The 23,195-nt window shown below is 38.0% G+C and carries 24 protein-coding genes and 1 riboswitch; of the genes, 15 read left to right on the top strand and 9 right to left on the bottom strand.

Annotated elements, in window-relative coordinates:
- The first annotated feature begins 180 nt into the window (after positions 1–180).
- From AC1M85_RS08050 to AC1M85_RS08035, 4 genes are all read left to right on the top strand, one after another.
- Positions 181–1,638, top strand: a complete 1,458-nt coding sequence (locus AC1M85_RS08050; RefSeq protein WP_035263747.1) for an aspartate ammonia-lyase — start codon at positions 181–183, stop codon at positions 1,636–1,638.
- Positions 1,639–1,766: 128 nt separating this feature from the next.
- Positions 1,767–1,970 (top strand): hypothetical protein, encoded by a 204-nt coding sequence (locus AC1M85_RS08045; RefSeq protein ID WP_171076723.1) that lies wholly within the window; start codon positions 1,767–1,769, stop codon positions 1,968–1,970.
- A gap of 54 nt (positions 1,971–2,024) precedes the next feature.
- On the top strand, positions 2,025–2,417 hold the full coding sequence (locus tag AC1M85_RS08040; protein ID WP_488212850.1) for a hypothetical protein: 393 nt from the start codon (positions 2,025–2,027) through the stop codon (positions 2,415–2,417).
- 96 nt (positions 2,418–2,513) lie between these two features.
- On the top strand, positions 2,514–2,693 hold the full coding sequence (locus AC1M85_RS08035; RefSeq protein WP_488212849.1) for a hypothetical protein: 180 nt from the start codon (positions 2,514–2,516) through the stop codon (positions 2,691–2,693).
- Positions 2,694–2,702: 9 nt separating this feature from the next.
- Here AC1M85_RS08035 and AC1M85_RS08030 read toward each other — a convergent pair whose 3' ends face one another.
- The 3 genes from AC1M85_RS08030 to AC1M85_RS08020 all read right to left on the bottom strand — a co-directional run bounded on the left by AC1M85_RS08030 (position 2,703) and on the right by AC1M85_RS08020 (position 4,963).
- Positions 2,703–3,425 carry an SIR2 family NAD-dependent protein deacylase gene (locus AC1M85_RS08030; RefSeq protein ID WP_488212848.1) on the bottom strand — a complete coding sequence of 241 codons (723 nt, stop codon included), beginning with the start codon at positions 3,423–3,425 and terminating at the stop codon, positions 2,703–2,705.
- A gap of 75 nt (positions 3,426–3,500) precedes the next feature.
- Complete coding sequence (locus AC1M85_RS08025) at positions 3,501–4,409, bottom strand: alpha/beta fold hydrolase (protein WP_488212847.1); 909 nt, start codon at positions 4,407–4,409, stop codon at positions 3,501–3,503.
- An 11-nt stretch (positions 4,410–4,420) separates the two neighbouring features.
- The gene (locus tag AC1M85_RS08020; RefSeq protein WP_481595357.1) at positions 4,421–4,963 is read right to left on the bottom strand and encodes a PadR family transcriptional regulator; all 543 of its coding nucleotides are present in this window, start codon (positions 4,961–4,963) and stop codon (positions 4,421–4,423) included.
- A gap of 138 nt (positions 4,964–5,101) precedes the next feature.
- Between AC1M85_RS08020 and AC1M85_RS08015 the strand changes: the two genes are divergently transcribed.
- The 3 genes from AC1M85_RS08015 to AC1M85_RS08005 all read left to right on the top strand — a co-directional run bounded on the left by AC1M85_RS08015 (position 5,102) and on the right by AC1M85_RS08005 (position 8,832).
- Complete coding sequence (locus AC1M85_RS08015) at positions 5,102–7,126, top strand: NADPH-dependent 2,4-dienoyl-CoA reductase (protein ID WP_488212846.1); 2,025 nt, start codon at positions 5,102–5,104, stop codon at positions 7,124–7,126.
- A 146-nt stretch (positions 7,127–7,272) separates the two neighbouring features.
- Complete coding sequence (locus AC1M85_RS08010; protein WP_488212845.1) at positions 7,273–7,680, top strand: nuclear transport factor 2 family protein; 408 nt, start codon at positions 7,273–7,275, stop codon at positions 7,678–7,680.
- Positions 7,681–7,731: 51 nt separating this feature from the next.
- Positions 7,732–8,832 (top strand): YheT family hydrolase, encoded by a 1,101-nt coding sequence (locus tag AC1M85_RS08005; RefSeq protein ID WP_488212844.1) that lies wholly within the window; start codon positions 7,732–7,734, stop codon positions 8,830–8,832.
- A 97-nt stretch (positions 8,833–8,929) separates the two neighbouring features.
- Here AC1M85_RS08005 and AC1M85_RS08000 read toward each other — a convergent pair whose 3' ends face one another.
- Complete coding sequence (locus AC1M85_RS08000; RefSeq protein WP_481587524.1) at positions 8,930–9,328, bottom strand: internalin; 399 nt, start codon at positions 9,326–9,328, stop codon at positions 8,930–8,932.
- Between the two features lie 227 nt (positions 9,329–9,555).
- Here AC1M85_RS08000 and pyrG point away from each other — a divergent pair, with 227 nt between their 5' ends.
- Genes pyrG through eno form a run of 3 tightly spaced genes read left to right on the top strand, consistent with a single transcriptional unit; the run spans position 9,556 to position 13,422 of the window.
- The gene (gene pyrG / locus AC1M85_RS07995; RefSeq protein WP_488212843.1) at positions 9,556–11,196 is read left to right on the top strand and encodes a CTP synthase; all 1,641 of its coding nucleotides are present in this window, start codon (positions 9,556–9,558) and stop codon (positions 11,194–11,196) included.
- 32 nt (positions 11,197–11,228) lie between these two features.
- Complete coding sequence (gene kdsA, locus AC1M85_RS07990; RefSeq protein ID WP_035263729.1) at positions 11,229–12,086, top strand: 3-deoxy-8-phosphooctulonate synthase; 858 nt, start codon at positions 11,229–11,231, stop codon at positions 12,084–12,086.
- A 46-nt stretch (positions 12,087–12,132) separates the two neighbouring features.
- Positions 12,133–13,422, top strand: a complete 1,290-nt coding sequence (gene eno / locus AC1M85_RS07985; protein ID WP_180027787.1) for a phosphopyruvate hydratase — start codon at positions 12,133–12,135, stop codon at positions 13,420–13,422.
- A gap of 62 nt (positions 13,423–13,484) precedes the next feature.
- Here the strand turns inward: eno and AC1M85_RS07980 are convergent, their stop codons facing one another.
- Positions 13,485–14,042 carry a hypothetical protein gene (locus tag AC1M85_RS07980; RefSeq protein WP_481589931.1) on the bottom strand — a complete coding sequence of 186 codons (558 nt, stop codon included), beginning with the start codon at positions 14,040–14,042 and terminating at the stop codon, positions 13,485–13,487.
- Positions 14,043–14,296: 254 nt separating this feature from the next.
- Between AC1M85_RS07980 and ftsB the strand changes: the two genes are divergently transcribed.
- From ftsB to AC1M85_RS07960, 4 genes are all read left to right on the top strand, one after another.
- Positions 14,297–14,686, top strand: a complete 390-nt coding sequence (ftsB, locus tag AC1M85_RS07975; RefSeq protein ID WP_035263725.1) for a cell division protein FtsB — start codon at positions 14,297–14,299, stop codon at positions 14,684–14,686.
- Positions 14,652–15,377, top strand: a complete 726-nt coding sequence (gene ispD, locus AC1M85_RS07970; protein ID WP_481589932.1) for a 2-C-methyl-D-erythritol 4-phosphate cytidylyltransferase — start codon at positions 14,652–14,654, stop codon at positions 15,375–15,377. The genes ftsB and ispD overlap by 35 nt, the downstream gene beginning before the upstream one ends.
- An 82-nt stretch (positions 15,378–15,459) precedes the next feature.
- Complete coding sequence (gene rodA, locus AC1M85_RS07965; RefSeq protein ID WP_092766373.1) at positions 15,460–16,596, top strand: rod shape-determining protein RodA; 1,137 nt, start codon at positions 15,460–15,462, stop codon at positions 16,594–16,596.
- A gap of 396 nt (positions 16,597–16,992) precedes the next feature.
- A riboswitch (glycine riboswitch) is annotated at positions 16,993–17,081 on the top strand.
- Positions 17,082–17,220: 139 nt separating this feature from the next.
- Positions 17,221–18,465, top strand: coding sequence for a D-amino acid dehydrogenase (locus AC1M85_RS07960; protein WP_481589933.1), 1,245 nt, complete (start codon positions 17,221–17,223; stop codon positions 18,463–18,465).
- A 42-nt stretch (positions 18,466–18,507) separates the two neighbouring features.
- On the opposite strand, the gene nfsB is transcribed toward AC1M85_RS07960, so the two are convergent.
- The 4 genes from nfsB to AC1M85_RS07940 form a co-directional block, all read right to left on the bottom strand.
- Positions 18,508–19,161, bottom strand: a complete 654-nt coding sequence (gene nfsB, locus AC1M85_RS07955) for an oxygen-insensitive NAD(P)H nitroreductase (protein ID WP_035263717.1) — start codon at positions 19,159–19,161, stop codon at positions 18,508–18,510.
- 113 nt (positions 19,162–19,274) lie between these two features.
- Positions 19,275–19,694, bottom strand: coding sequence for a hypothetical protein (locus AC1M85_RS07950; RefSeq protein WP_035263715.1), 420 nt, complete (start codon positions 19,692–19,694; stop codon positions 19,275–19,277).
- Positions 19,695–19,829: 135 nt separating this feature from the next.
- Complete coding sequence (locus tag AC1M85_RS07945; RefSeq protein ID WP_488212842.1) at positions 19,830–20,561, bottom strand: UDP-2,3-diacylglucosamine diphosphatase; 732 nt, start codon at positions 20,559–20,561, stop codon at positions 19,830–19,832.
- 117 nt (positions 20,562–20,678) lie between these two features.
- On the bottom strand, positions 20,679–21,188 hold the full coding sequence (locus tag AC1M85_RS07940; protein WP_481591059.1) for a peptidylprolyl isomerase: 510 nt from the start codon (positions 21,186–21,188) through the stop codon (positions 20,679–20,681).
- A 165-nt stretch (positions 21,189–21,353) separates the two neighbouring features.
- On the opposite strand from AC1M85_RS07940, the gene AC1M85_RS07935 reads away from it, so the two are divergent.
- Positions 21,354–23,075, top strand: a complete 1,722-nt coding sequence (locus tag AC1M85_RS07935) for a glutamine--tRNA ligase/YqeY domain fusion protein (protein ID WP_035263709.1) — start codon at positions 21,354–21,356, stop codon at positions 23,073–23,075.
- Positions 23,076–23,195 lie beyond the last annotated feature (120 nt).

The raw sequence follows: 23,195 nt of genomic DNA, 5'->3' as shown, positions 1-23,195 counted from the left end.
CTTTGAGGTTTAAAACAATTCTATAAATGATTATTTTTAACATAAAGTTACATTTGTCACTTAAACAGCGAAGTTGTAATTTTTTATTGCATAAAGAAGTATTAAATCAATAGTGAAAATAAGCATGAAGCCTATTATCGATATTGCACGATAATGGTGCATTATTGTTGAGTAATAAAAGTGTCTACGGTTCAATTTGATAAAACAAGAATAGAGCATGATCTGCTCGGTGAAAAAGCGGTTCCTTTCGATCGTTACTATGGGATTCATACCCTGCGTGCGATGGAGAATTTTCAGATTTCGCATCAACAAATAGGTGAAAACATACATTTTATTCGTGCATTGGCACAGGTAAAAAAAGCATCAGCACAGACAAATTTAAAATTTTCCAAATTGAGTCAAGATGTCAGCCAAGCGATTCAATGGGCTTGTGATCAACTGATTGAGCAGCCTGAAAGTTGGAAATCATCATTTCCAATTGATATTTATCAGGGTGGGGCTGGAACTTCTATTAATATGAATAGTAATGAAGTGGTGGCTAACCTTGCACTCGAGCATCTCGGCTTGCCTAAAGGTCAATATGATGTAATTCATCCAAACGACCATGTGAATAAATCGCAATCGACCAATGATGTTTATCCAACTGCATTGAGACTAGCAACATATTACAGTTTAGAAGATTTATTGTCTCAAGTTCGCTCATTAATCGCTGCTATTGAGATCAAAGCATCTGAATTTCAACACGTAATTAAAATGGGGCGAACTCAACTCCAAGATGCTGTACCCATGACACTCGGACAAGAGTTTCGTGCATTTGCGACGCTATTAAAAGAAGACTATCGCCTCATCCAAAAGATGCGTCATTTACTGCTAGAAATAAATTTGGGTGCGACTGCGATTGGAACGGGTGTGAACACACCTCATGGATATGCACTAGAAGTGGTTCAAACGCTTTCTCAAATTACTGGATTGAAATTACAAGGTGCTGAAGACTATGTTGAAGCCACCAGTGATTGTGGCGTATTTATTATTCTATCAAGTACTTTAAAGCGTTTAGCCGTCAAGCTCTCAAAAATTTGTAATGACCTGCGCTTATTAAGTTCAGGGCCTCGTACGGGATTAGCTGAAATTAGATTACCTGAATTACAAGCTGGCTCATCCATTATGCCTGCGAAAATCAATCCAGTTATTCCTGAAGTAGTGAATCAAATTGCTTTTAAAGTCATTGGTAATGATTTGACAGTGACCATGGCAGCTGAAGCGGGGCAATTACAATTAAATGTCATGGAACCTGTAATTGCACTGACCATAAATGAATCAACCAATTTATTAATTCAAGCAATGCAAACACTGGAAAACAAGTGTATTCAAGGTATTACTGCAAATGAACAGTCTTGTTACGATGCAGTGATGCGAAGTGTTGGTATCGTCACATTATTAGATCCGATCTTAGGTCATGCCAAATGTGATGAAATTGGGAAGGTTTGTCTTGCAGAAAATAAAACCATTCAGCAAGTTGTCATTGAGCAGAATCTTTTGACGCAAGAGCAGTTAAATCAAATTTTCTCTTTTGAAAATTTAGTGTCTGAGATCGCTGGTCATGTTGTCGATGATATGAACATGGACAAAGTAAGCTAATAGAGTAGGTAGAATCTGAAAGTCAATTGAATATGAATTGATGGCATATTTCATTCAATGAGGTATGCCATTTTCATTGAAACTTTTAAGTATAATTTCTTAATTGAATGTTTATAATAATTAAAATTTTGAGCCATCAATACAAACATTATAATTTAGAGAAAATGAATGAAAAGAATAGTAATAAGCACGCTGCTGTGTTCGATGATGCTGGCATCCTGTTCAAAAAAATAGAGGAACACTCTGCTGAAGCAGTTCAAGAAAACACTGCTGATACGCAAGTTGATATGCAAGAAGCGGCTGAACCAAATACTTTGCCCGTCCAGGAGTAAAAACCTGAGGTCATATTAAATCAAGAGGTTAATCCGGTTGAACTTACTCGTCGTATGGTTCGAGAGGCGCAAGTTAACTTTACCGTTAAAGATGTGGTGAAAAGCAGTTTAGAGATTGAAAAAATAACCCTTGAAGCAGGCGGATTTATTGAAAGAAAAGATATTGATTTCAATGTGGTTGATCTTAAACGTCAGAATATTTCAGAAGGTAAAGTAAAAGTATTTGAAAAAGTTGAACCTATATCTTTTATGGTGCTACGTGTACCGAGTGAGCGTGCCCCACATGTTGTTAATCAACTTTTACCTTTAATGTTTTTTCTGAATCAGCAACGCTATAGTGCACAACGTTTTGAATTGAAGCTTCTTCAAGAAAAAATGAATCAAGCACAGACTATTTCAAGTCAAGCACGACTAGCTCATTTGAATGAAATCACACGGCTCACTTAACTCGAAGTTCAAGACCGTGTTAAATTCAGTACGATCAGTTTACAACTGAATCAACCAACACTGGTCCGAGAAAGGGTTGATATTGATATTGATGCAGTGGCGCGATTAAATGGTGATCACTTTATTCAGCGTGCTTGGAATAGCATCAAATATGGCTGGCAATTTGTGCTCGATCTTTTGGTGTTTTTATTAATGATTTGGCCTTTTTATTTGATTGTCTTAATTGGCTTCTGGTTATATCGATGGTTAAAACCTTATTTTGATAAACTCAAATAAGCCCATGCCTCAATTTGGCTGAACTGAAGAAAGAAGTTTAGCCAAATCTTGCATTCCTTCGGTTGCTGATTTTGAGATACATGTATAGTGTTGTGGCACACGGCCGAGATCGGCTTTAGGGTCGATATAATACGCATCACAGCTTGGTGAAATACTGTGTACTAAGCTTGCAACAGGATAAACAGCTAAGCTTGTTCCAATCACAACAAAGATTTCAGCTTGCTGGCAAATCACTTCTGCTTCTTCAAAAGCGGGAACGGATTCACCAAACCATACGACATGTGGACGAAGCGGATATCCAGCGTCACAGAAGTCACGAGAAATATCCAGTTCAGTATCTTCAATTGAGTAAAATTTGTCTGCGAATTGAGCATCTGGCCCTGAGGTTTTGGCCAGTCTTATATTTCCATGAAGATGTAGTACTTTTTTGCTTCCAGCGCGTTCATGTAAGTCATCAATATTCTGCGTGATCACATGTACATCATAATGTTGTTCAAGTGCTGCAATCGCAAGATGTGCTGCATTAGGTTCAGATGCTAAAATTTTTTTTCGCCGTTCATTGTAAAAGCGCTGTACTAAAACAGGATTGTTACGCCAAGCTTCGGGCGTTGCGACATCCTCTATGCGATGGTTTTCCCAAAGTCCATCGCTATCTCGAAATGTATTGATACCACTTTCAGCACTCATACCAGCACCCGAAAAAATCACAAGCTTTTTTTTAGACTGATTCATCCAATCTCCATCCTATTGATTTTATGCCCACGTATGACGTCTGGATCAACTTAATATTCAAATATTCATTAGAGCTTATATAGTTTGATTCAGAAATTTAGAAATTTCTTGTGCGAATTTAATGGGTTCATTGATCAAAGGCGTATGCCCTGAGCGCTCAAACAGTACGATACGATGATTTTTAACCGATTCAGCAATGAGCTTTTGCCCTTGCGCTGGATAGAGTGCGGATTTAGCGCCGATAAAAAAAGTTGCTGGACATTCTAACTTTGAGATCGCGGCTCTGTAATCTTCTTTATGGTTTAGATAGTTGTCAATGTACCAACGCATATAGTCGAGACGTTGCATAGGGAGGATTAACTTTTGAATTTTCGGTTGATTGAGTGTTGTTTTAAAAATTTTAGCGCTCAATTGATGATTATCTTGTAAAGATAAAAATTTAACCCAAAGCTCGACTAATTCGCGGCTTAAGTGAGTAGATAATTCACTCAGGTTTTGATAATTTTCATGTTGATGTAAAAAAGAAGAAAGTTCGATGAGTAGCTTTTTGAACTCTGGATAGCGATCGCCCAATAGCCCGAAACTCCAAGTTTCATCAGAAGGTATTTTAGGGGTTTGATCAATATGCAAGTATGCTTGGATTTGATCAGCAAATTGACCATATTGCATACCATGCATGGCAGTAGTTGCCCCCATAGAATAAGCAATCACTTTATATTGTTGTCTAGGGCGTTGACTGATCAATGCCTGAATATCGTTCCAGTGACTTGAAATAGCATCAGCATCTGGAATTTTACAATGCTTAGACCCACCAAAACCACGCCAGTCAGGAATAATAAATTTATATTTCTTTAAATTAAATGCAAAAAAAGGAATCCATTGCCAACTTTGCATTCCTAAACCAGATAGCACCAAAACAGGTTCACCTTGACCTATTTCACGAACATATAATTTTTCGTCATCTTGCATGGTATAAAATGGCATAGATATATCCTTTATTTTGTATTCATTATTTTCAATTGTGGAATTACACGTTCTAACCAACTGATCCAACCTTGCTCTAATTCAATGCCTAATTGAAGAATCATTTTATGAATATAGAGTGTACGATCATCATTATTTTTATTGGCAAAATCTTTGTCGTAAATCGCTTGGTATATTTTTAACTTATTTTTATGAATTTCTAAATGAGACTCCAATTCTGTCAGCACATTATTACCACCTAGTTGTGCTTCAGCTCTTAAACGCACCATCAATTCTTCTCTGAGTTGGGCAGGCTCACTATGCTGTACCATCCAATTGGCAAGTTCAGTTCGACCTAGAGCATCAACTTTATATTTTTTCTTTCTCGAGTTGGGATCACCTTCATCAATAGTCGAAACCCAACCTTTTTTTTGCATAGCATTGAGTTCACGATAGATTTGTTGGTGAGTTGCATTCCAAAAGAATCCCATAGAACGGTCAAAGCGACGCGCAAGTTCAATACCTGTACTTGGTTTTTCAATGAGACTGGTCAACAAAACATGTGCTAAAGACATAAATCATATATCGTAAAATGTTGAATCAACTTTATTATGCAACATGTTGCATAAAATGCAAAATTAGAATATATATTTATGCAACAAGTTGCATGAAGCACACAATAATAGCAAGCAAACGCGAGCCATGAGGTCAGAATGTCAAATTATCCAAACTTACTTGCACCACTAGATTTAGGTTTTACCACTTTAAAAAATCGTGTATTGATGGGTTCAATGCACGTAGGTTTAGAAGAGGTTGAAGGTGGCTATGAACGTATGGCCGCATTTTATGCTGAGCGTGCTCAAGGACAGGTCGGTCTTATCGTGACGGGGGGGATTTCACCCAACGATGCTGGTGTGACTTTTGCTGGAGGGTCAAAATTAGACTCGATTGCTGAAGCTGAGAAACATAAAATCATTACACAAGCAGTACATGATGCTGGCGGTAAGATTGCAATGCAGATTTTGCATACTGGTCGATATTCATATCAGCCTGAAAATGTTGCACCATCAGCAATTCAGGCACCAATTAATCCAGTTAAACCTCATGCTTTAAGCTCGGCTGAAGTTAATCAAACCATTGATGATTTTGCCAACTGTGCAAAGCTGGCTCAATATGCAGGTTATGATGGTGTTGAGATTATGGGGTCTGAAGGTTACCTCATCAATGAGTTTATCGCAGCACGTACCAATCACCGTGATGACGAATGGGGTGGGAGTTATGAAAACCGCATTCGTTTGCCGATTGAAATTGTAAAACGTACCCGTGCAGAGGTGGGTGAAAACTTTATTATCATTTATAGACTTTCGATGCTCGACTTGGTTGAGGGCGGTTCAACGCTTGAGGAGGTCATCCATCTTGCAAAAGAAGTTGAGAAAGCCGGAGCGACTATCATTAATACAGGGATTGGTTGGCATGAAGCGCGTATACCCACGATTGCAACGAAAGTACCTCGAGCAGCATTTACATGGGTGACAGAAAAGCTAAAAGGTGAAGTTAATATTCCATTGATTACCTCAAATCGTATCAATACCCCTGAAATGGCTGAACACGTGTTAGCTTCAGGTCATGCAGATATGATTTCTATGGCTCGCCCAATGCTTGCAGATGCAGAATTTGTACTAAAAGCTGAACAGGGTAGAAGTGACGAAATCAACACGTGTATTGGCTGTAACCAAGCGTGTTTGGATCATATTTTTTCACTCAGAATTGCGTCATGCTTGGTTAATCCACGTGCATGCCATGAAACTGAACTCATTTTTAAAGAAACCCATACGCCTAAAAAAATTGCTGTCATTGGTGCAGGTCCTGCAGGATTGAGTTTTGGTACTTATGCAGCTGACCGTGGTCATCAGGTCACCATTTTTGAAGCAGCCGATCAAATTGGGGGGCAATTTAATATTGCAAAAACGATTCCAGGAAAGGAGGAGTTTTATGAGACATTGCGTTACTTTAAGCGAAAAATTGAGTTGCAGCCTTTAATTCAATTAAAACTTAACCATACTGCAACTTTTGAAGAGCTCAATACAGATCAGTTTGATGAAATTGTAGTCGCTACAGGTGTGACACCTCGACATTTAGATATTGAAGGAATTGATCATCCAAAAGTGTTGTCTTATATCGAAGTTTTAAGAGAGAAAAAACCAGTCGGACAGCGTGTTGCGATTATTGGTGCTGGTGGTATTGGTTTTGATACTGCTGAGTATCTAACCCATGAGGGGGAAAGTGGAAGCTTGAATCCTCAAAAATTTTATGATGAATGGGGAATTGATACATCATATTCTAATGTAGGAGGTTTAAAACCTGCTCAAGTAGAACAGCCATCACGTGAAATCTACTTATTACAACGTAAAGCCACTTTAGTTGGTGCAGGCTTGGGTAAAACGACGGGTTGGATTCATCGTACTGGATTAAAAAATCGCGATGTAAAAATGATTCCAGGTGCAACGTATAACAAGATTGATGACCAAGGTTTACATATCACAATCAATGATCAAACTACCGTCTTAAACGTGGATCATGTGGTGATTTGTGCAGGTCAAGAGTCATATACGGCTATGTTTGATCAACTTGAGCAGGCAGGTAAAAAAGTTCATTTAATTGGTGGGGCGAAAGAAGCGGGTGAGCTAGATGCAAAACGTGCGATTCGTCAAGGTGCTGAATTGGCTGTCAAGATTTAAGCCATAAAATTTCTCTCTTATATTATAGATGAAAGTGCAAGAAGAGGATTTGGAGAGGGTACTTAATTAAATGAGACCTCTCCTTGACGCAGTATTCTCCCTTTTCTTCTAAAAGGTTGGACTGATACAACAAAAAGGACATAAAAATGACACTCGAAACCACACAAAAATCTATTCAACGTTGGCACCACATGCTTGAAACGCGTGATTTAAGTCTATTGAATGAGCTTTTGTCTGAAGAAGTCGTATTTAAATCACCCGTCGCATTTAAGCCTTATCTAGGCAAACAAGTTGTTACTTTTATTTTGACCAATGTGATTGAGATCTTTGAAAATTTTCGTTATCACCGTGAGTTCTATACAGCAGATGGGCTCAGTGTTGTGCTCGAATTTTCCGCAAATGTCGGTGAAAAAACATTAAAAGGGATTGATATGATCCAGTTTAATGAGCAAGGTCAAATTATTGACTTTGAGGTGATGATTCGGCCTAAAAGTGGTTTAGAGGCTTTGGCGTTGCAAATGGGCCAACGTATGGCTCAATTTCTACCAAAATAAATTAGGCATGTTTTTGGCTTATGAATTGGAGTAAGTAAATTCGGAGTCTGTATGAATCTTAATCAGCGTTTCAAGTGGATGCAAGAATTCACTCAAACCCAACTTGATCATTTTACTGATGCAGCTATACCTTCAATCTATTTTAATCCGCAAGGTGAGTTAGCGCATGTGATTTCAAACTTGAAACGTCTGCATTATAAATATAGACCAACGCCGTGGCTCTCGAATACGCATGCTCACTTGGTGTATTTTGATAAAATTCGAAAGAAAACCGTAAAATTAGAATATGACTTCATTGAACAGTTAACAATGTCTGATGGGGGAACAACGGGTATTGCTTGGTATGGCATGCATCTGCCTGCGGAAACACCTACTATTTTAGTGCTGCATACCATTACTGGAAGCCCAGCCAGTATGAGAGAATTGGTCAGAGACTTACATCAAGTAACTGGTTGGCGTATTGCATTGTGTTTAAGACGAGGGCATGCAGGTCTACCACTTTCAGTTCCTAAAATTAATCTTTTTGGAAACACGCAAGATCTAAGAGAGCAGATTGAACATATTCAACAGCGCTTACCATATTCTAAATTGTATGCAGTTGGGTCTTCAGCAGGAACTGGATTATTGGTTCGATATTTAGGTGAGGAAGAAAGCTCCACACCAATTCAAGCGGCTTTCGCACTTTGTCCTGGATACAATACGGAAACTGGTTTTTCAAATGTTCATCCTTTTTATAGCCGTTTGATGGCAAAAAAGTTAAATGCACATTTTTTAAAACCTTATGAGCAACATTGGCGAAATTTAGAAAGTTTAAAGCAACTGAGTGTTGCTAAAGATTTATTTGATTTTGAAAAAACATATTATCAGTTCGCTGGATTTGAAAATTATGACGCATATTGTAAAGCGACAAATCCCATCTATGTCTTTGAGAAGATTAGAGTGCCGTTGATGATTTTAAATTCGGAAGACGATCCAGTATGCCATATCCGCAATTTAGAGCCTTATAAAGAAGTGATTCAACATATGCCGAACATGGCAGTAGTGACCACAAAAAAAGGAAGCCATTGCTGTTTCTATGAAGGTAATAAAAATCCAGAATCTTGGGCACACAAATTAATTGCAGAATTTTTTTTAGAATTAGAGAAAGCCTGACAATTTTTGTTGTTTATAAATGAATAACAATTTGACTTTCATTTATGTTGACATAAAAAAACCGAGTCTTGTCACTCGGTTTTTTTAAATTCGAAAATTAGTTTTCTAAAGCAGGGGTAGCAGCAGCAATAGCAGCGGCAACAGCATCATCTTCAGATTGAGAACCACCTGTTGATGCACTTGGAGAAGGTGTAGGGCGTTCTACATTTTCAACAGCTGGTGCTGGGGCAGGATTCGTTTGTGCTGGAGCATCGCGGTATTCACGACGAATAGTCGCTGACGTATTGTTTGTTTCCTGATGCTCAATTTCAACTTGAGTTGGTGGCTCAGGTTCGATTTCTGGTTCAGAAATCTCAATGTTCTCAATTTGTTCTGCCTGTTCAGTTGTTTCAACAGTTTGTTCCTGTTCTTCTTCCTTAGGCGCTTCTTTTTTTACACATGCAGTAACGAGGAGTGCAGATAAGATTGCACCACCGATTAAAAATTTTTTATTCATAGTTGCTCAAAACAAACTAGCTAGATCGACTGACGTAGTATAACAGCAAATTAACAGATGAAAATCACTGAAAGTGTGCGTGAATCTTTATTGGAAATGATGATAGAATAACCAATTGTTTATTGTTCTTTGAATTGATGCGGATTGACTTTGCTTTATAGGTACAGAGTAAAGTAAAATTGCGCAACATTGCAGGCCGATTTAGGCTCGATTGTACGAGAAACCCAATGACCCATTTTATTTTCGTTACTGGTGGTGTTGTTTCATCACTAGGTAAAGGTATTTCAGCTGCTTCAGTTGCTGCACTTTTAGAAGCCCGTGGATTAAAAGTAACCATGGTGAAAATGGATCCATATATTAATGTCGATCCAGGGACGATGAGCCCGTTCCAACATGGTGAAGTTTTTGTCACAGAGGATGGTGCGGAAACTGACTTAGACTTGGGTTATTACGAACGTTTCTTGCGTCGTGCGAAAATGACCAAGCTTAATAACTTTACATCTGGTCGCGTGTACCAAGACGTTTTAAATAAAGAGCGTCGCGGTGATTACCTTGGTGGAACAGTTCAAGTTATTCCACACATTACAGACAATATTAAAGAACGTGTTCTTCGCGCTGGTGAAGGCTATGACGCTGCTATTGTTGAGATTGGCGGTACAGTAGGTGACATTGAATCTCTCCCATTCATGGAATCTGTTCGTCAGTTAATGGTTGAACTTGGTCACAAACGCACAATGCTGATGCATTTAACGTTGTTGCCATATATCAAGTCAGCTGCAGAGTTGAAAACAAAACCAACTCAGCACTCAGTGAAAGAATTACTCTCAATCGGTATTCAACCAGATATTTTGATCTGTCGTACTGAACACGATGTTGATGCTGATACAAAGCGTAAAATTGCGTTGTTCACGAACGTAGAAGCTCGTGCAGTTGTGGTGTGTAAAGATGCACGCACAATTTACGAAATTCCACGTACGTTCTATGAACAAGACGTTGATGATTTAATTTGCGAGCGTTTTGGTTATAACGATTTACCAGAAGCCGATCTTTCAGATTGGGATAATGTCGTAGAAGCACTATTAAATCCTGAGTACACTGTTCGTGTTGCGATGGTGGGTAAATATGTTGAACTTCCAGATGCTTATAAATCTGTAAACGAAGCACTCTTACATGCAGGTATCCAAAACCGCGTTAAAGTTCAAATTGATTATGTCAATGCCGAAGAACTAGAAAGCCAAGATGTAGCGGAAGTGTTGAAAGATGCTGACGCAATCTTAGTTCCTGGTGGTTTTGGCGAGCGCGGTACTGAAGGTAAGATGCAAGCGATTAAATTCGCACGTGAGAATGGAATTCCATTCCTTGGTATTTGCTTGGGTATGCAACTTGCGGTCATTGAATACGCACGTAATGTTGCTGGTATCGTAGATGCAACTTCAACTGAATTTAACCGTTCAACTAAATCGCCTTTAATTGGTTTGATTACGGAATGGTTAGACGAACGTGGTGAAGTACAACAACGTTCTGTAGATTCTGATCTTGGTGGAACAATGCGTCTTGGCGCTCAAAAATCAGAATTGGTTGAAGGCACTAAAACTGCAGAAGTGTATGGTTCAGTAGAAATTATTGAACGTCATCGCCATCGTTACGAAATGAATAATCGTTATATTCCTACTTTAGAAGAAAAAGGTATGAAAATTTCTGGTTATTCACCAATCCAACGTTTAGTTGAAACTGTTGAAATTCCTCAACATCCTTGGTTTATTGCTGTACAATTCCACCCGGAATTTACAAGTTCTCCACGTGATGGTCATCCATTATTTGCTGGTTTTATTGATGCTGCTAAAAAACAGTATCAAAAATCGAAATAATGAATGTCTTAGGACATAACTAGGAAGTTTAAATGTCACAATTAAAAGCACAAGAAATTGTACGTTTAGGCGATATACAAATGGCAAATCATTTGCCATTTGTATTATTCGGCGGAATGAATGTACTTGAATCAAAAGATTTAGCTTTTGAAATTGCAGAAACTTATGTTGATATTTGCAAACGTTTGGATATTCCATATGTTTTCAAAGCAAGCTTTGATAAAGCAAATCGTTCGAGCTTAAATTCTTTCCGCGGACCTGGTCTTGAAAAAGGAATTGAGTGGTTGGCTGACATTAAAAAACATTTTAATGTTCCGATCATTACAGATGTTCATGAACCATATCAAGCAGCACCTGTGGCTGAAGTGGCTGACATCATTCAATTACCTGCTTTCCTTAGCCGTCAAACAGATCTTGTTGAGGCGATGGCAAAAACTCAAGCCATTATCAATATCAAAAAAGCGCAATTCTTAGCACCGCATGAAATGCGTCATATCTTGCATAAATGTTTGGAAGCCGGGAATGACAAGCTGATTTTATGTGAGCGTGGCTCAGCATTTGGTTACAACAACTTAGTTGTCGATATGCTTGGTTTCGACATCATGAAAGAAATGAATGTGCCAGTCTTCTTTGATGTGACACATGCACTTCAAACCCCAGGTGGTCGTGCAGATTCAGCAGGTGGTCGTCGCGCACAAATTACGACATTAGCGCGTGCGGGTATGGCTACAGGTCTAGCAGGTCTTTTTCTGGAAGGACATCCTGATCCAGAAAAAGCAAAATGTGATGGACCTTGCGCTCTTCGAATGTCTCAACTTGAGCCATTCTTAGCTCAGCTTAAAGAATTGGATACCTTGGTTAAAGGTTTCAAAAAATTAGATACACACTGATGCAGCGTTAGACGCATCGTTTTATTAATCAACTGAGGAATTGTTCATGAGCCAAATCGTTGACATTCGTGCACGTGAAATTTTGGACTCTCGTGGTAACCCAACCATCGAAGCAGACGTTATCTTAGCATCTGGCGTAGTTGGCCGTGCATGTGCACCATCTGGTGCTTCAACTGGTTCTCGTGAAGCTTTAGAACTTCGTGATGGCGATAAAGCACGTTACTTAGGTAAAGGTGTTAAAACAGCTGTGAACAACGTAAACACGTTAATCCGTGACGCGTTAGTGGGTAAATCAGTATTCGAACAAAAAGACATTGATAACACAATGATCGCGCTTGACGGAACTGAAAACAAAGAAAAATTAGGTGCGAACGCAACTTTGGCAGTGTCTTTGGCTGCTGCGCGTGCTGCTGCTGACGAAAAGAAAATTCCTCTTTTCCAGTACATCGCAGATCTTCGTAACAACAGCATTTTAACAATGCCTGTTCCAATGATGAACATCTTAAACGGTGGTTCACATGCGGACAACAACGTTGATATCCAAGAATTCATGATTGAGCCTGTTGGCTTCACTTCATTCTCTGAAGCACTTCGCGCAGGCGCAGAAATCTTCCATTCTTTAAAATCAGTTTTAAAGAAACAAGGTTTAAATACTGCTGTTGGTGATGAAGGTGGTTTCGCGCCGAACTTACGTTCAAACGAAGAAGCAATCACAGTTATCCTTGAAGCGATTGAAAAAACTGGCTACAAAGCGGGTTCTGACATTATGCTTGCGCTTGACTGTGCATCTTCAGAATTCTACAAAGATGGTCAGTACATCCTTGCTGGTGAAGGCAATAAAGCATTCACAAACAACCAATTCTCTGACTACCTTGCTGGTCTTGTAAACCAATATCCAATTATCTCTATTGAAGATGGTTTAGATGAATCTGATTGGGAAGGTTGGTCTTACCTAACTTCGATTCTTGGCGACAAGATTCAATTGGTTGGTGATGATTTGTTTGTTACAAATCCTAAGATCCTTCAACGTGGTATCAACGAAAAAGTTGGTAACTCTATCCTGATTAAGTACAACCAAATCGGTACGTTGACTGAGACTTTAGATGCGATCTATCTTGCTAAAGCAAATGGTTACTCTACAGTGATTTCTCACCGCTCTGGCGAAACTGAAGATTCTACAATTGCGGATCTTGCAGTAGGTACTGGTGCTGGTCAAATCAAAACTGGTTCACTTTGCCGTTCTGACCGTGTAGCGAAATACAACCAATTGCTTCGTATCGAAGAATTGACGAATGCTATTTACCGCGGTAAAGCTGAGTTTAAAGGTTTAAATTAATCGTTTAGATTATTTTGAATTTTAAAAAACCACTCTATAAAGAGTGGTTTTTTATTTAATTTCTAAAGTTTATGTTTAAGCCTCAATTGAGAGAGTTTTGCTTCCAAAGATTGATGACTTTCAATACTTAAATCATTTCTTAATAATTTTGCAAAGTCGAAAACTTTCTGTTCAAGGGTTTTGCTAGAGTCTAAAGGGAAATTGTTAAAGAAATGGTTAGATACAGAAGTTTGATAAGTTATGAGGACTTTTTCTAATTCATAAAGTTCTAATCGTATTGATGATGTTGTAATTAAATTAACTTTATTGATACATCCAATCAATCTAATGTACTTGGACAAATGAGTGTCCCACTCAATATCGGGTTGATGATTGTCTGAATCTTGTTTTTTGTGCTTAAGTAATAATGATGAAACTAAAAATTGTGTATATGCGTCTGTAAGATCGATATATTGATCTCGTTTAGATTCAGCAATTTTATCAATTTTAATTTGTTTTACTGTATTCTTTGCTGTGCTTCTCAGGGAGAAAATTACGACAGCAGCACCAATTAATGCACCTAGAACCCCTAAAATACCTTGAATATAGGCTGCACGAATCGTTATCTCAAATTCATTCATTAATTGAAATCCTTTTTTATGAAGCTCTTAAGCAAATTGTTATGTTATCAAGCTATGAAATAAAAAGTGTAAAAATAATGATTCTAGAATATTCAATAACTTTTGATATTTAACAGTACATATTTTTAAAAAAAATCAATCAATGTGAATTTGTTTAACATTTGCATATTTAACACAGTTACACATACTACCTTTCTTTGTTTTAGGGTATATTAGTGCTCTAATTTCATGATGTTAACTAAGCCTCAAAAATAATGTTAGACGTCTTTAAAACTACTTCAAGTAAAGTGATTTTGCTGGTGGCAATAATTTTAATTGCCATCTTTCAATATCGCTTTTGGCTCGGTGAAGGAGGATATTTCCCTCATCAGGCGCTACTTCAGCAAATGAATCAACAAGCTGAAACAAATGAAGAGTTAAAAGAGCGTAATCGTATTCTGGCTGCTGAAGTGTATGATCTAAAAAATGGTGTTGAGGCGATTGAAGAACATGCACGTTTAGATCTTGGCTTAATTAAGCCTCATGAAACTTTTATTCAAATGAGTACAATCAGTACGAATTATAAGCCGATTTACATCGACCCAAATGCTAACGTAGATTTAAGAACTAATGAGTCTAGACAACCTGAATCTGAACAACCGTAAATTATGGGCTATTATTCCGGCAGCAGGTTCTGGTAGTCGATTTTCCAAATCAGCGTTAAAGCAATATCAAATTATCCAGAATAAAACTGTACTTGAGCATACTGTAGAACGTATTGCTCAATTGCCTATTGCTGGCTATGTATTGGCAATCTCAGAGCATGACCAATTTGCTCAGACACTTCAATTTGCTAAATCGGAAATCCTTCATTTCTGCTTAGGTGGTCAGGAGAGGGTTGATTCTGTACTTAACGGTTTAAAGTATTTAACCAATATTGCAGATGAAAATGATCTGGTGTTTGTGCATGATGCTGCTCGACCTTGTGTCAGCTTGAGCAATTTAGAGTCTTTGATTCGCCATGTTATCGAATCTAAGCATAGCGCAATTTTAGCAACGCCTGTGCGTGATACTTTAAAAAGAGTAGATCCGTCGAGTGCTATTGAAAAAACTGTAGATCGAAGTGCATTGTGGCAAGCACAAACTCCACAATTGTCGACCATTAAATTGTTAAAAACTTCCATTGAACACGCTTTAACTCACAGGATCACAATTACGGATGAAGCGAGTGCGCTTGAATATGCTCATCATCCAGTGGATGTGGTGATTGGACGATCTGATAATATTAAAATTACTTATCCTGAAGATTTAGAACTTGCTCGTCTGATTCTTCAGTCACAGTGTGACTCGAAATAATTTAGTTTTATGTTTGGGACTTTGCTTAAATAGCCAAAACATTGTCTTATAATAACGCCACTTAGAATATGCAATTCAGCCAATGATACCTTCACAACAGTACCGTTTTTTGCGTCATGCCTTGAGAGATGGACGAACAATCAAACATGATTCGTCACGTTGGACTAAATTACATTTAGATCCATGGTTACTTGGTTTTTTGATATTAAACGCAGCTTTTGGACTCATGGTTGTTTATAGTGCAACCAATCATGATTCAAGCATGGTGATTCGTCAGGCGACCAGTTTTGGTATCGGTTTTATTTTGCTGTTTATTTGTGCACAAATTCCTCCAAAAGTTTATCAAATTGTCAGTCCTTATCTGTATGCATTTTCGATTGTGCTTCTGCTTTTGGTATTGCTAATTGGTGATGTCCGCTTAGGCGCAAAACGCTGGATTTCTATTCCTGGATTAGGGAGTGTGCAGCCCAGTGAATTTATGAAATTTACGATGCCACTCATGATGGCTTGGTTTTTCAGTCTGCGGACTTTACCACCCAAATTTATGCATATTCTCTTTGCATTATTTCTGATGATGATTCCTTTTGTTTTAGTCGCATTACAGCCTGACTTAAACATTGGATTAATTATTCCCGGAATTTTTGTCATTTTTTTAAGTGGTATTTCTTGGCGTTTGATTGGGGCTGTGGTCGCTGGGTTTGCAGTGGTTGCACCATTATTATGGAATTTCTTTCTACAGGAATACCAAAAAAAGCGAATTTTAACTTTATTTGATCCTGAATCAGATCCGCTAGGTGCAGGGTGGAATATCATTCAGTCTAAAATTGCGATTGGTTCTGGTGGACTATTTGGTAAAGGTTTTAATGAAGGAACACAGTCTCATTTAGGTTATCTCCCCGAACATCATACAGACTTTATTATGTCTGCTTATGCAGAGGAATTTGGCTTTTTTGGTGTGTTCGTATTATTTGTTATTTTTGCTGCGATCATTATTCGTTGTTTGATTATTTCCATGAACAGCTTCCATAATTTTGGACGTCTTTATGCGGGTGCGGCAGGTTTAACTTTCTTTTTCTTTGTGTTTTTGAATAGTGGAATGGTGAGTGGAATTCTTCCAGTCACAGGTGATCCATTGCCACTCATGAGTTATGGTGGTACGGCAGTCATTGCAACGCTCGCAGGTATGGGCATTGTAATGTCTATACATACACATCGCTAAAACATATGGGGGTGACAGTAAATTTTCAACTCAGCTTTTACTTGCTCTCACATCTAATGAAACTTTGAGCTTCAATGATTGCTCTAATCATCCATTACACTTTTATGCTGAAGAATATGAAAGTGTAGATGGAAGATGATCTAAGCTCTCTGAGAGAGTAACTTTAAAAAATAAATTGTTTCCTCATTTGTTTTTAATGACTAAATTGTTCTCGATGGTAGAGAAAATTTGAGCTAAACAATGACCTTTGTACTGTTTCCTGAGAAAATAATATCCCTGTCATAGCCGTTGGTTTAAAGTTGATGATCCATTTTATGAAAATTTTTTTCTAAATTTGATTCATGTAGATGTATAAAAAAATTAACTATGGCATATTAATTGCTGAATAAGAATTAAACGAATATTGCAGGAGAGAGGTCTTCTGTAGATCCGCCGAAGGAGCAACGACCCCGGAATCTCTCAGGCAAAAGGACTGTAATTATTCTCAATCATCTGGAGAGAAGTCTAATGATGTTTAGACTCACCGAAGGGGATGGAAATAATCATATGTGATGAAGATTTCCGAAGCTCTCAGGTACCGTGACAGATGGGGCACTGAAAATATAAAATTTTCAAGGAGCTTTTATGTCACATATTATGGTGATTGGTGCTGGCATTACAGGAATAACCACTGCCTACGAATTATTAGAACTTGGTTATCAAGTCACAATTTTGGATAAAAACTTATACCCAGCAATGGAGACTTCATTTGCGAATGGAGGTCAACTCTCTGCATGTAATGCAGAGGTGTGGAATCAGAAAGCAACGGTACTGAAGGGTATCAAATGGATGACCCAAAAAGATGCACCATTATTACTCAACCCATCTTTTGATTTGCATAAATACGCTTGGCTGATTGAATTTATGGGTAATATCAAAAATTACGAAGCCAACACACAAGAAACGGTAAGGCTGGCATTATTGGCAAGAAAACGGCTATTCGAAATTGCACAGAAAGAAAATATTCAATTCGATTTGGAAAAGCGTGGAATTTTGCACTTTTATCATAATCAGCAGGATTATGATGTTGCAATAAGAGTGAACGATTTGTTATGCAAAGGTGGATTAGAGCGTCACGCTGTTACAAATGAAGAAATTCACAGTATTGAACCAAGTTTGACGGGGGAATATTACGGTGGTTTTTATTGTCCTGATGATGCCACAGGAGATATACACAAATACACCACGCATTTAGCCCAAGTGGTCGCGAATAAAGGAGGGAAGTTTTTATACGGTGTAGAAGTTGAAGATTTAAATCTGGATCATTCTACAGAGCAAGTTTCAGCTAAATATCGCGCTTGTGATCCTAAAAATAGAGATATACCCGATGGATTTATTCAAGCTGATGCAATGGTCATTTGTGGTGGAGTTGGAAGCTATCATTTAGCACAACAGGCTGGAGATCGTGTCAATGTTTATCCAGTGAAAGGGTACTCGATTACAGTTCAGTTGAATGATGAACATAGCCAACAACATGCACCATGGGTAAGTTTATTGGATGAAAGTGCAAAAATTGTGACGTCGAGATTAGGTCGAGATCGTTTAAGAATTGCTGGTACTGCAGAATTTAATGGCTATAACCGAGACATCCGTATGGATCGCATACAACCTTTGGTTCATTGGGTGAATCGTAATTTTGATATTTCAACTGAGCATTGTGTCCCTTGGGCTGGATTAAGACCGATGATGCCGAATATGATGCCAGTGGTAAGACAAGGGAAGCATCCGAGAGTCTTTTATAATACCGGTCATGGGCATCTGGGTTGGACGCTGTCAGCTGCAACTGCTGCAATGATCAGTTTAGAAATTTCACAGAAAATAGCGGCTTAATGAAAAGCCACAATAGCGTGAAAACTATTGTGGCAAATACATTTATAGTCGAGTGAAAACTTGATCTGCATTCAAACGAGATTTAGGTAATTTGGCATTAAAATCTTTTTCACTTCGATAACCAAGTGCCAATAGCACTGATGGAATCAGGCCTTTTGCGTCAAGATTTAACTCTTCAGCGATAATTTTTTCATCGAATCCTCCAATTGGAGTGGCATCGATACCTTCTAAACCTGCAGCAAATAAGGTTTGCCCAAGTGCAATAAAAGTTTGATTTTCAGACCAGCGCTGGATATCGCCTTTTTCGTTGCGATAATAATCAACATAGCCTAAGCGCGTATCTTTTTGAGCTTGTTTTGCTTGGTCATCTTTAAAACGACCACTGATTTCATCTTGATTTAATAATCGATCTAGATGAGAGTCTGTAATGTCTTTATGCGTACAAAACAGAATTGTGTGTGAAGATTCAAGGACTTTGGGTGCATTATAAACATACTTACCAACCAGTGCTTTAGCAATGCGCTGTTTGGCTTCATCAGTTTCGATGACAAAGAAATGCCACGGTTGAATATTGATAGACGAAGGTGCGAGCCTTAAAGATTCCAATAATTTTTCAAACTTTTCTTGAGGGATCTTTTTTGAAGAATCGTATGCTTTGGTGGTGTAGCGAGATTGGGAGATGTTTAACAAATCCATATTATCCTCCGATTATTCACAATATATTCATCTAAAAATTTTAAATGACTCTGAACTTAAATATTTTCTATAGTTGATGCTAAATGATATGAAAAATCTGACTTGTCTTTAAATCAATAGGCATATTTTAAATCAGTATATTTTTCTAATGACATTGCAATTTGTTGGTTGATAAATGCGCGCACATCTTCTTCAGTCATAGGTTGACCATTCTTGCTGATATTATGTTCGATCGGTGCTTGGTCTGCGGCCTTAATTTTGTAGACAAGGTGGGTGATCAATTCGTAATCGTTATTATGGTTTACGATGTTAGTCACATATTGATATGAATGCTCAAAGTTGAGATCTTGATGGGAAAATATAAATTGTTCAAAGATTGTCAATGCGGCGCCATCAGCAAGATTTTTGAGTTCATCAATAATTGTGGCATCTAGGCGTACATCATAACGTTCAGAGATTGCTTTACCATCGATTAATAATGACACTTTATCATCTTCATGGTGTTGAACAGTAATATTGCTGAAATTAGACATGACAAACTCACGAATTGAATTGAGTCGTTATTATCATATGCAAAAAAACTTAAAGCAAAACATACTGATTAATATTCAAACATTGAGTGAAATTTCAATTTAAAGGTTGATGAGATCATTATAAAAATAGAGGAACTAATAAGACCATGTTTTCAGTGTCAGATCATTGATTGACTGCTTAGAGAATTTCGATTGATTAATTTCCAAAATTTGAGCTTGATCCAAACGCCAGTCGCCTAAAACAATTCTTCTTTTATCTTGAGAGATATGGATTTGAGGGCGATGCGTATGACCATGAATTAGTAAATCAACTTCTTTCAATGCATCGTGGACAGCATCTTGATTTACGTCCATGACATCATAAGATTTAAATTCTTTTGATTCGTGGCTTTTTTTTCTAAATCCATTTGCAAGTTGAGTACGAAAAGAAAGTGGGGTATTCCGCAGTATCCAAATGAGGAGTGGATTTCTGATTATTTTTTTAAAACGTTGATAGGCGACATCGTCTGTACATAGCGAATCACCATGTTCTATACGAATTTGGACGTCATTTATTTTTAAGTTAGAGACTTCGGACAATAAGATGCCATCAAATTTATTTAAAAAAAATTGATTCAGCGCAAAATCACGATTGCCGACAGAAAATAGAACTTGATTTCCCTGTGCAGTAAATCTTTTTAAGCGTTCAACGATTTCATCGAGCCAAGGAGCTGTATAGTCATCACCAATCCATGCATTAAACCAATCACCTAAAATATAGAGTTGGGTTTGCTGGTCTTGATAATGATCTAATAAATCTAAAAACCCTCGAACGAGTCGAGGGTGTTCAGGTGACAGGTGTAAATCTGAAATAAACAGATAGGTCACTTAATATTCCTTATTTGCCTACATCCCCATCAACTTTAGATGGGGAAACGATCCCTTGAACATGATATTCGTTTTAAAGCAGTGCTTGAAAACTTAATAAGTTAGGGAGTAGGTTTCTTATTCAGAGAGAATTTTAGCAGATTCGATCACAACGTTTTCTAGTGGAACGTCAGCGTGGTAGCCACGGTTGCCAGTGCGAACACTTTTGATTTCATTAACAACGTCCATACCTTCTACAACTTTACCAAATACTGCATAACCCCAACCTTGAGCTGTTTTACCCGTATGGTTAAGGAAAGCATTGTTTTTCACGTTAATGAAGAATTGTGCAGATGCTGAGTGAGGAGCTTGAGTACGTGCCATAGCAATCGTACCTTCGTCATTGCTTAAACCGTTGTCAGCTTCATTTTCAATAGAATCGCGAGTTGCTTTTTCTTTGAAGTTTTCATCCATGCCACCGCCTTGGATCATGAAACCGTCAATTACACGGTGGAAAATTACGCCATCATAAAAACCATCACGAACGTACTCTAAAAAGTTAGCAACAGTTTTAGGTGCTTTTTCAGAGTTAAGCTCTAGAACAATACGTCCTTTATTGGTGTTTAATTCGACTTGAGGAAAACTCATTCTATAATCTCCTGATCATGGACAAAAAGCCATGGGTTTGTGGTTGAGAGAAGCATAAGCAAACTGTAAACTACAAGGCAAGCAAAAACGTTATTTTCTTTGTTAATAATATGAAGATAGCGTTTTAATTATCCTATTTTATCTTATAGAAGTGATTTATCAACTATGAAGCCGAATGATGTTGTTTCATCCCTGCCAAATACCCCGACGACTAACAATCCATCAGTCGATGCTGCGCAGCAAGAACAACAACCGGGCTTAGACTTTGTACGTCAAGTAATTACAGAAGATCTTGCAGCAGGGCGTACAGATAAAGTCGTGACGCGCTTTCCACCAGAGCCTAATGGTTATTTACACATTGGACATGTTAAAGCGATTTGCCTGAATTTTGGTATTGCAGAAGAATTTTCTGGTTTATGTAATCTTCGTTTTGACGATACAAATCCAGATGCAGAAGAACAAGAATATGTAGATGGTATTGCGAACGATGTTAAATGGCTCGGTTTCGACTGGAATGGTGAACCACGCTACGCATCAAGTTACTTTGATCAATTGTATCAATGGGCGATTCAATTAATTAAACAAGGTGATGCATATGTCGATTTGCAATCTCCTGAAGAAATTAAGCTGAATCGTGGAAATTTTGTAGAACCAGGTAAAAATTCTCCGCAACGTGATGCAACGGTTGAAGAAAACTTAGCACGTTTTGAACAAATGCGTAATGGTGAGCTTGGAGAAGGTCAAGCAGTACTTCGTGCCAAGATTGATATGGCATCACCGAACGTACATATGCGTGATCCAATTCTTTACCGTGTTTTACATTCTGAGCATCATCAAACAGGCGATACGTGGAAAATCTATCCAATGTATGACTATGCTCATCCTTTGTCTGATGCGATTGAAGGCATTACGCACTCGTTATGTACGCTTGAATTCCAAGACCATCGCCCGTTCTATGATTGGGTTGTCGCTAAGGTAAATTCTCCAGCAGTTCCACGCCAGTACGAATCAAGCCGTTTGAATGTTGATTACACCATCACCTCAAAACGTAAATTACGTAAGCTGGTCGAAGGTGGTTACGTCAATGGTTGGAATGATCCACGTATGCCTACAGTCGTGGGAATGCGTCGTCGTGGCTTTACTCCAGAAGGCTTACGTGATTTCTGTAAGCGTGTGGGCGTATCTAAAACTGATGGTATTGTCGATGTTGCAATGCTTGAATTCTGCATTCGACAATCATTAGAAAATACTGCTGCACGTGGTATGGCGGTATTGAATCCTCTTAAAGTGACATTGACCAACCTTCCAGAGGATATGGATTTAACACACGCACGCCATCCAAATGTTGATATGGGTGATCGTGTAATTCCACTGACTTCTGAATTGTATATTGATCGTAAAGATTTTGAGGAAGAGCCGCCTAAAGGGTTTAAACGCTTAATTCCTGGTGGTGAAGTCCGTTTACGTCATGCTTATGTGATTAAATGTGATGAAGTGATTAAGGATGAAAATGGCGAAGTTGTTGAACTTAAATGCTCTATCGATCCGCATACTTTAGGTAAGAATCCAGAAGGTCGTAAAGTCAAAGGTGTTATTCATTGGGTATCTGCAAATAAAGGGATTCCTGCTGAAGTTCGTATTTATGATCGTCTATTTACTGAAGCCGCACCTGATGCGGACGATGATTTCTTAGCGAATTTAAATCCAGATTCTCTAAAAATTGTTCAAGCGGTAATTGAGCCTGCTTTAGCTCAAGCGAAACCTGAAGATCGATTCCAATTCGAACGTGAAGGTTATTTTGTCGCTGATCAATTTGATCATACTGTTGAAAAACCTGTCTTTAACCGTATTTTGGATTTAAAAGATAGTTTTAAGCCTGCAAAATAAAGTTTGGTAATATCAAAAAAAGCCTGATTGATTCAGGCTTTTTTTTATTCAAATTTAGGTTAATAAATAATTTTTGTGATTAAATTCACATGATTAGATAAAGGTTAGTATTTAAGAATA

This window comes from Acinetobacter sp. 24-47-64, from assembly GCF_057737055.1.
This window is presented reverse-complemented; position numbering and strand designations above follow the sequence as displayed.

What these genes read in the sequence shown, in the direction of transcription:
- AC1M85_RS07980 (WP_481589931.1), bottom strand. Translation starts at nt 14,042, where the DNA reads ATGAATGAATTTGAGATAACGATTCGTGCAGCCTATATTCAAGGTATT.
- rodA (WP_092766373.1), top strand. Translation starts at nt 15,460, where the DNA reads ATGATACCTTCACAACAGTACCGTTTTTTGCGTCATGCCTTGAGAGAT.
- AC1M85_RS08000 (WP_481587524.1), bottom strand. Translation starts at nt 9,328, where the DNA reads ATGAATAAAAAATTTTTAATCGGTGGTGCAATCTTATCTGCACTCCTC.
- AC1M85_RS07935 (WP_035263709.1), top strand. Translation starts at nt 21,354, where the DNA reads ATGAAGCCGAATGATGTTGTTTCATCCCTGCCAAATACCCCGACGACT.
- AC1M85_RS07960 (WP_481589933.1), top strand. Translation starts at nt 17,221, where the DNA reads ATGTCACATATTATGGTGATTGGTGCTGGCATTACAGGAATAACCACT.
- AC1M85_RS08040 (WP_488212850.1), top strand. Translation starts at nt 2,025, where the DNA reads ATGGTTCGAGAGGCGCAAGTTAACTTTACCGTTAAAGATGTGGTGAAA.
- eno (WP_180027787.1), top strand. Translation starts at nt 12,133, where the DNA reads ATGAGCCAAATCGTTGACATTCGTGCACGTGAAATTTTGGACTCTCGT.
- pyrG (WP_488212843.1), top strand. Translation starts at nt 9,556, where the DNA reads ATGACCCATTTTATTTTCGTTACTGGTGGTGTTGTTTCATCACTAGGT.
- AC1M85_RS08025 (WP_488212847.1), bottom strand. Translation starts at nt 4,409, where the DNA reads ATGCCATTTTATACCATGCAAGATGACGAAAAATTATATGTTCGTGAA.
- AC1M85_RS08030 (WP_488212848.1), bottom strand. Translation starts at nt 3,425, where the DNA reads ATGAATCAGTCTAAAAAAAAGCTTGTGATTTTTTCGGGTGCTGGTATG.
- AC1M85_RS08010 (WP_488212845.1), top strand. Translation starts at nt 7,273, where the DNA reads ATGACACTCGAAACCACACAAAAATCTATTCAACGTTGGCACCACATG.
- ftsB (WP_035263725.1), top strand. Translation starts at nt 14,297, where the DNA reads ATGTTAGACGTCTTTAAAACTACTTCAAGTAAAGTGATTTTGCTGGTG.
- AC1M85_RS08020 (WP_481595357.1), bottom strand. Translation starts at nt 4,963, where the DNA reads ATGTCTTTAGCACATGTTTTGTTGACCAGTCTCATTGAAAAACCAAGT.
- AC1M85_RS07950 (WP_035263715.1), bottom strand. Translation starts at nt 19,694, where the DNA reads ATGTCTAATTTCAGCAATATTACTGTTCAACACCATGAAGATGATAAA.
- nfsB (WP_035263717.1), bottom strand. Translation starts at nt 19,161, where the DNA reads ATGGATTTGTTAAACATCTCCCAATCTCGCTACACCACCAAAGCATAC.
- AC1M85_RS08015 (WP_488212846.1), top strand. Translation starts at nt 5,102, where the DNA reads ATGTCAAATTATCCAAACTTACTTGCACCACTAGATTTAGGTTTTACC.
- kdsA (WP_035263729.1), top strand. Translation starts at nt 11,229, where the DNA reads ATGTCACAATTAAAAGCACAAGAAATTGTACGTTTAGGCGATATACAA.
- ispD (WP_481589932.1), top strand. Translation starts at nt 14,652, where the DNA reads ATGAGTCTAGACAACCTGAATCTGAACAACCGTAAATTATGGGCTATT.
- AC1M85_RS07940 (WP_481591059.1), bottom strand. Translation starts at nt 21,188, where the DNA reads ATGAGTTTTCCTCAAGTCGAATTAAACACCAATAAAGGACGTATTGTT.
- AC1M85_RS08005 (WP_488212844.1), top strand. Translation starts at nt 7,732, where the DNA reads ATGAATCTTAATCAGCGTTTCAAGTGGATGCAAGAATTCACTCAAACC.